Source organism: Brevibacillus fortis (assembly GCF_003013395.1).
GTDB lineage: Bacteria > Bacillota > Bacilli > Brevibacillales > Brevibacillaceae > Brevibacillus > Brevibacillus fortis.
In genome coordinates this window covers 672,577-679,336 of record NZ_PXZM01000003.1, presented here as the reverse complement: position 1 = coordinate 679,336, position 6,760 = coordinate 672,577, and the positions used below count along the sequence as shown (strand labels likewise).

Below are 6,760 nucleotides of genomic sequence, written 5' to 3'. Positions count from 1 at the left end.
ACATTAAAAAAGATGACCCCAGATGAATTCAGGAGTCACCTCATCGCTGCTTAAATTTTCAACAGGCTTATTTCAAATACTGTCTATTTCTTGGGTAACAGTTCATAGGCAGGAGGTCTTTTTTCATTTCCATCAACAAAAAGTTGAGCATCCTAGCATAATCCGCTATAATACCCATTATGATTTTGATAATTATTCTCAACGAGAGTGTGGTCAAGCTGGAGAAAGTGGCTTGATACATAGTGCAGATGGAGGAACAACCGAATGAAAAAAATAGCAAAACATTCAATAGCAAGTATGGTATTAGCAAGCTTAGTGCTCATCGTGAGCGCATGCTCTGGTTCGCCGAACGCTGCGACTCCTGAGACGCAAACGGGTGATAGCCAAACGACGACCCCAGCTGCCGATGCGACACGGGTACTGAAGGATGCGATGGGAAATGAGGTAAAGGTGCCAGCTCAACCGCAGCGCGTGATCGCTTCTTATTTGGAGGATCATTTAGTAGCTTTGGGAGTGAAGCCAGTAGCACAATGGTCAGTAGGGAACAGCGAGGTACAAGGCTACCTGCAAAAGGAGCTAGCGGGTATTCCAGCAATTCCTTACGATCTGCCACCGGAAGTAGTCATGAGCCACAATCCTGACCTGATTATTTTGGACAGCGCGACCTTGATCCAAGGCGACAAGTATAGTCAGTACGAAAAAATCGCGCCAACCTATACCATTGGAAAAGAAAAGAACACCGATTGGCGCAAAGAGCTCCTGACAGTAGGGGATGTCCTCAACAAGGGGGAAGAAGCGAAGAAAGTGCTGGCGGATTATGAGACATTTGCAGCCGAGTCCAAACAAAAGTTGCAGCAAGCGATCGGAGAAAAATCAGCGGCAGCACTGTGGATGACTGGGAAAAATGTGTATGTAGCACGTCAGGACTTGTCTAGCGGCGATGTGCTTTACAAGGACCTTGGGTTTAAGGTTCCTGCCATCGTACAGGAAATCTCCAAGTCAGGAGAAGCAAACTGGAACGCGATTTCCATGGAGAAATTGGCTGAACTCGATGCCGAGTACTTGTTTATCGTAAATAGTAATCCGACTGCTGTGGAACAACTGCAAAAGGATCCAGTATGGGCGAATATCCCTGCTGTGAAGAATGGAAATGCGTATTCGTTTGCCAAGGATTCCAGTTGGCTTTACACAGGCGTCATTGCCAACCGCCAAATGATCGAAAATGTATGGAGCAGCGTTATCAAATAAAAAGAGAAAGCCTAGCCACCCTTTGCTGTTTCGTGCGAAGAGTGGCTAGGCTTTTTACATGTGTTTCTTGCTATCATGGGATTGGGATCTTCTGGATTTTACGTGCTTCAATTCCGCCACGATAATAAAGCTCACGATGACAAGTAAAAACCACGAGCTGATTTTACTGAGATGCACGAGCTCCCAGCCTGCCCTTTGATTCGGATAATTCCAGGCGCCGAGGAACGTCGCTATATTTTCCGCAATCCAAATGAAAAAACCAATCAAAAAGTAGCCGAGGGGAATCGGCATGAACAGCGTCTCGTTGGCAACGCGAAAATAAACACGAGTTTTCCAAAAGACGATGAAGATAGCCGCCATCAGGACCCAGCGTAGATCCCAAATATAATGGTGGGTGAAAAAGTTGAGGTAGATCATCGCGCCCAAGATCGTAGCGATCATCGGATGCGGCCAACCCTCGATAGTGACATGTAATCTCCGCCATGCTTGACATAAGTAGCTCGCGACACTGGCGTACATGAACCCACTGTAAAGAGGAACGCCAAGCACCTTGCTGTACGCATCCTCCGGATAGCTCCAAGATCCCATATGCACCTTGAATATTTCCAGGCACAGTCCGATGACGTGAAAGACCGTGATGACCTTCAATTCGTCCCGAGACTCCAAGCCGCTTTTCACCATGAAGATCTGGAAGAGTAGGCAGAGCAAAAGCAGGAGGTCATACCTCGGCAAACCGGGAATGGTGACGAACTTGGACAAGGCAAGCGATCCAAAAATAAAGACCGGAAACAAGCAAGACATGGCTTCTTGATAGCCGAAATGAAGCAATAAACGTATATATCGTATCATTTGTCTGTCCTTCACGTTCTGAAAGTAGTTTCAGAGGGTTATTCCGTAAGCACGAACCGCACAAGTCTATTAATAGCGGAAGGCAGCACGCTTACGTGGCCCTCATCTTCGAATTGGATGTAGCTCACTTGAACACCTTTGGTAGCGAGTGGTTCCATGCGCTCGACGACCCGTTGAGCACCCTCGACCATGAAGGAGAGCTCATCACCACCAACAATGACAAGGAGCTTGACTTCATGGTCCCCTTTCCATTGGGAGATGAAGCGTTCCTGCTCCCTCAATACCTCGTCATTACCCCACCAGACGGAAGGGCTGCCAGATACGACGTGTGAGAAAAGCTTCGGACGCGAGAACATCGTATACAGTGTGAAATGACCACCCAAGGAGTGCCCAAAAATCGCCTGTTTGTTTGGATTTATTTGCCATTCGGAAGAAATAGCTGGCATCAACTGCTGTTCAAGGAAATCGAGGAACAAATCAACTCCGCCATGCTCTGGCCAAGGCTGCCCATTTGGTCGCTCAGGAAGTGTAGCAGCATCCACCGGCATGGTCAGATCGTAACAACGGCGGTCCATGTCAAATGGCAGTCGTGATGGATAGCCGATTCCTACAACAATGGCTGGGTTGAAGCCCTTTGGCTTGCGCGTTTGCACCTTCACCGTCTCGGCAATCGTTCCGAACATCGCATCGCCATCCACTGCATAGATAACAGCATATCCTTCAGGAGGAGCCTCAGCTTCAGGAATCGCAATCATAATCCGATAGTCACGACCTTGGCTTGATTGCAGTGTCCACTCTACACAATTACTAGGGGAATAGCCGTTTTTCTCTATGATCCTCATTTTGCAATCAATCCTTTCACATCGTCAATGACTTTCATATGTGCGATCAGGCCGCCACTTAACCAGTGATCTCCCTCTACCCTAAACGTACGACCGTTTTTCACAGCCTCCATGCTTTTCCAAACAGCACTCTCTGTCAATTCTTTCTCGTATGCATCTCCTGTACCAGCGTCATTGATGAGGAAAATGTAGTCCGCATCCAGATCAGGCAAGCTCTCTAGTGACAAATTAATCCCACCGCCGGATACAACCTGACTCGGCAAAAAGCCTAGTTCATTGGTAAGGACGTATCCACTGAAGAAATCATACTTGATGAAGAACATCCCTCTGCCATTAAAGCGAATGATCGCTGCTTTTTTGCCTTGGATATGGGGGGCCAGCTCTTTTTTGGCTGATTCGACATGCTCCTTATATTTCTGCAAAGCTTGTTCAGCTTCCGTCGACTTGCCCAATATATCGCCAACTATTCGTACGGAAGAGTCAAGATCAGCATTTGCTTGCTTGAACACATACGTCGGAGCAATCATTTTATATTTATCGTACACACCGCTTTCCATATGATTGGCATTGTGCAGCAGAATGAGATCCGGTTCATGGGCCATAACCGCTTCCGGCTCTGGAGGCAATCCACCTGCGAAGGTAATGGACGGCAGATCTTTAAGCTTATCTTGTAAGTACATTTTCGGTCTTGAGCCAGTTGACCATTGCACGACAGGCGCAACGCCAAGTGCAACCAAAGTATCTTCCAGATTGGGAGCGAATATTTTGGCAGGTGCGGATGGTAATGTCACCTCGTTACCCATTTCGTCCTTTAGTACCCGCGGGTAGGCAGGTTGGTCGGCAGAGCTCTTTGCTGATGCTTCGGCACTCTGAGTCGCCGATGAATCGACCTTCTGCGTCACTGCCTCACTGCTTGCATGGTTTCCGCAGCCTGCCGCAAGTCCAGCAACGAGCATCGTCGTGGTCAGCATCAGCGCTAGGTTCGCTTTCTTTGTCATGCGGAGCTTGTTTCTACGATCCATATAAGTAGAATCCCCTCTCGTTGATAATGTTTCTCACTGAAAAACATTATAAATCACCCAAGAAAGGGGCTCCATGGACAACACCTTGAATCGCATTTGGACTTTTCCCCGTTACCATCAGCAGCATTTCATCCAGCATCCGGTTCATGGAAACTGGTGAATACTCGTACCACGGATTAGAAGGTAAGGGATAGAGGTACCCATTTTGAACAGCGCGAAGTCTTCTCCAAAGCGAATGATGCTGGAGTGTCAGCCAGCTTATGCGTGTTGACTCATCCAGACAAACGAACAACAGGATTCGCTCCGGGTCTAAGCTCGCAAGCTGTTCGAGCGTGATTGGCTGATTGCAAGGTGACGTTTCCTCTTCCACAAGAGTAAGCTGCAAATCATCGCATAAAAGCTCCTTCATCCCCTTGTTGTTGTAAAGATGGATGCCATCCCGATAAAGTCGAATGATCGCAAACTTATCTTGCTTGAGCTCGGTCTGCAGGTCTGCACGAACGGCAGTAGCCTTCGCCTCATAAAAAGCCATCCAGGAATCACATACTGCTTCTTTGCCCGTGTAGCTAGCAATTTCACGTAATTGCTCTCTCCAGCGAGAAGACTGCAGGGGCAAGACGTCTATGCCATGTGCGGACAAGCGTTGTCTGGTAGTCTCGGGAAGCTCTATGTGGCTAATGACAACATCCGGCCTGGCAGCCAGAAGCATGATTTCCTGATCGTCATCGTTCCACGGTGTCTCGACCGCTTTTAGATGAACCGTAATCTGTTGCTGATACTGCTGATAGTAATAGGGGGTCCACTTCGCATCTAAAGGAGCAGCGACTGGTATAATCCCCAGTACTACTAGATGTCCCAGCAGGGAAGGGGAGTAGACGGCAACTTTGCGCTCGCAAGCTCTTTCATACGCGGAGGGGGACACACCCACTTCCTTCTTGAACTTCCGGCTAAAGTAAAATTCATCGCTATACCCGATTGTTTTCGCAATATCCCGCAGCCTCATGTCCGTCTCGCGTAACAATCGCTTGGCGTGATTCATACGCAGACTCGTTACATAGTCCATGACACTTTGTCCGTAAGCCTTCTTGAACGAATCACCAAAATAGCTCGGACTCAAGTTCGCCATCGCTGCGAACGTAGTTACGTTTAACGGACGATCGAAGTTACAGATCATATAGGCGCGAACCTCACTGAGTGCCATTTGGCGACTAGGCTCGCATTCTTCGTTATGCTTCATGAATCATCCACCTTTTCAGGCAAGTGCACAAGTTTGTGATAATGATAATTATTATCTATGAATGGTACTGAAAATGATAGGGGAAGAAAAAATAAGACGACCGCCTCCCTTGCTAGGTCAAGTGAAGCAAGGCAGTACCCCAAAGGGTAGATGGGCTAGGTTGCTGTTGTTTGCAGGTTGTTGATTGTTATTTGCAAAACAGCTGAATGCTATCGTATCCGTTAGGTTAAAGAATCAGTTAGATACCGCTATGAATTTATATCATGTTTTCAATCAAAGTATTTGATTAAAAACACTACCTTGACAGTCATGGTAGTGTGTCGTACTATACAAATACGGGGTGACTATATGAGTGAGAACAAAATTACTTCTGACCTGTTGCGCGGGCATACCGATACGATGATCTTACGGCTCTTATCCGAAGCTGACCGCTACGGTTACGAGATCGTCAAGCTGATTGCCGAACGCTCGGGCGGCGAGTATGAATTAAAGGAAGCCACGATGTACTCCAGCGTCCGGCGGCTTGAGGTGGACGGTGATATTGAGTGGTACTGGGGCGATGAGTCTCAGGGTGGACGGCGTAAATATTTTCGGATAACCGAAAAGGGCAAGGCGACTTACGCCCGCAATAAAAGCAACTGGGAATATGCGAAGCGCGTGCTTGAAAACTTATTATAAGGAGTGTTGAGGTTATGAATGAGAGATTGACCAACTATTTGAACGGCGTTTTCGCACCGTACGATGGGGTAAAAAGCGTCACTGAATTAAAGGTCGATCTGCTTTCCGATTTGCAGGAGCGGTTCCGCGAACTCAAAGCCGAGGGTAAGGACGACGAAACCGCTTTTGAGATGACCATTGATAGCATCGGCGACATTGAGCAAACGGTACTGGAGGTCGCTAACCTCTCCCGCTCGCTGGAGCGGCAGGTGGTGACGAACTTTAGCGCGAGTAACCTGCCTAAGAGCGACTTTGCGGGCGTTATCGCGCACAAAGGAAAATTCACAGCGAGCGCGTTGCGAGGCTCTGATTTCACGGACGCGGACTTGACCGGCAGCTCTTTTGCGGCTAGCGACGTACGCGGTGCCCTTTTTGACCGCGCGAACCTGACCGACTGCAATCTAACTTCCCTTGATCTTTCGGATGCGAGCTTTATTCAATCCATCCTTATGCGCACCAACTTCAGCAAGTCGGGGCTAGACGGAGCAAAATTCATAGGTGCAAAGCTGACCGACGTCAAGCTGACCATGATCGACCTCAGAAAAACAATCTTTGAAAACTGTATGTTTGACGGCGTTGACTTCAATTCTTCCGATCTGCGAGGTCTGTGTCTTGACGGGCAAACCTTTAACGGCGTCAAGTTTGAGAAGGCGGTACTGAACGAAGTTTCGTTTAGAGGCGCGTCGTTCAAAAATGTGTCTTTCCATTCCTCGTTTACCTTTTCTAAGAAATATTACCGAGCTATCAAAACCATCTGCTTCGACGGCGCGATGATGGATAAGTTGACCTATGCAGCGCTTAAAGGGATGGAAGCTGATTTGTCAAAGGTTACGGTCAGATAAGGA

7 protein-coding genes are annotated in these 6,760 nt (G+C 47.9%); 3 read left to right on the top strand and 4 right to left on the bottom strand.

Annotation, left to right across the window (positions count from 1 at the left end; translation table 11 throughout):
• Nucleotides 1-264 precede the first annotated feature (264 nt).
• On the top strand, nucleotides 265-1,248 hold the full coding sequence (locus C7R93_RS04975; protein WP_106837745.1) for an ABC transporter substrate-binding protein: 984 nt from the start codon (nucleotides 265-267) through the stop codon (nucleotides 1,246-1,248).
• A gap of 54 nt (nucleotides 1,249-1,302) precedes the next feature.
• Here the strand turns inward: C7R93_RS04975 and C7R93_RS04970 are convergent, their stop codons facing one another.
• The 4 genes from C7R93_RS04970 to C7R93_RS04955 all read right to left on the bottom strand — a co-directional run bounded on the left by C7R93_RS04970 (nucleotide 1,303) and on the right by C7R93_RS04955 (nucleotide 5,198).
• Nucleotides 1,303-2,097 (bottom strand): DUF817 domain-containing protein, encoded by a 795-nt coding sequence (locus C7R93_RS04970; RefSeq protein ID WP_106837744.1) that lies wholly within the window; start codon nucleotides 2,095-2,097, stop codon nucleotides 1,303-1,305.
• A 38-nt stretch (nucleotides 2,098-2,135) separates the two neighbouring features.
• Nucleotides 2,136-2,939: an alpha/beta hydrolase gene (locus C7R93_RS04965; protein WP_106837743.1), complete on the bottom strand. Its 804-nt coding sequence runs from the start codon at nucleotides 2,937-2,939 to the stop codon at nucleotides 2,136-2,138.
• Nucleotides 2,936-3,937 carry an ABC transporter substrate-binding protein gene (locus tag C7R93_RS04960; protein WP_106837779.1) on the bottom strand — a complete coding sequence of 334 codons (1,002 nt, stop codon included), beginning with the start codon at nucleotides 3,935-3,937 and terminating at the stop codon, nucleotides 2,936-2,938. Before C7R93_RS04960 ends, C7R93_RS04965 begins: the two co-directional genes overlap by 4 nt.
• A gap of 70 nt (nucleotides 3,938-4,007) precedes the next feature.
• Nucleotides 4,008-5,198 carry a helix-turn-helix domain-containing protein gene (locus tag C7R93_RS04955; protein WP_106837742.1) on the bottom strand — a complete coding sequence of 397 codons (1,191 nt, stop codon included), beginning with the start codon at nucleotides 5,196-5,198 and terminating at the stop codon, nucleotides 4,008-4,010.
• 348 nt (nucleotides 5,199-5,546) lie between these two features.
• Here C7R93_RS04955 and C7R93_RS04950 point away from each other — a divergent pair, with 348 nt between their 5' ends.
• Nucleotides 5,547-5,876 carry a PadR family transcriptional regulator gene (locus tag C7R93_RS04950; protein ID WP_046234712.1) on the top strand — a complete coding sequence of 110 codons (330 nt, stop codon included), beginning with the start codon at nucleotides 5,547-5,549 and terminating at the stop codon, nucleotides 5,874-5,876.
• 14 nt (nucleotides 5,877-5,890) lie between these two features.
• Nucleotides 5,891-6,757 (top strand): pentapeptide repeat-containing protein, encoded by an 867-nt coding sequence (locus C7R93_RS04945; protein ID WP_106837741.1) that lies wholly within the window; start codon nucleotides 5,891-5,893, stop codon nucleotides 6,755-6,757.
• The last annotated feature ends 3 nt before the right edge of the window (nucleotides 6,758-6,760 follow it).

Excerpts from the sequence above, each read along its gene's own strand:
- C7R93_RS04975 (WP_106837745.1), top strand. The coding sequence starts at position 265 with ATGAAAAAAATAGCAAAACATTCAATAGCAAGTATGGTATTAGCAAGC.
- C7R93_RS04970 (WP_106837744.1), bottom strand. The coding sequence starts at position 2,097 with ATGATACGATATATACGTTTATTGCTTCATTTCGGCTATCAAGAAGCC.
- C7R93_RS04965 (WP_106837743.1), bottom strand. The coding sequence starts at position 2,939 with ATGAGGATCATAGAGAAAAACGGCTATTCCCCTAGTAATTGTGTAGAG.
- C7R93_RS04960 (WP_106837779.1), bottom strand. The coding sequence starts at position 3,937 with ATGACAAAGAAAGCGAACCTAGCGCTGATGCTGACCACGACGATGCTC.
- C7R93_RS04955 (WP_106837742.1), bottom strand. The coding sequence starts at position 5,198 with ATGAAGCATAACGAAGAATGCGAGCCTAGTCGCCAAATGGCACTCAGT.
- C7R93_RS04950 (WP_046234712.1), top strand. The coding sequence starts at position 5,547 with ATGAGTGAGAACAAAATTACTTCTGACCTGTTGCGCGGGCATACCGAT.
- C7R93_RS04945 (WP_106837741.1), top strand. The coding sequence starts at position 5,891 with ATGAATGAGAGATTGACCAACTATTTGAACGGCGTTTTCGCACCGTAC.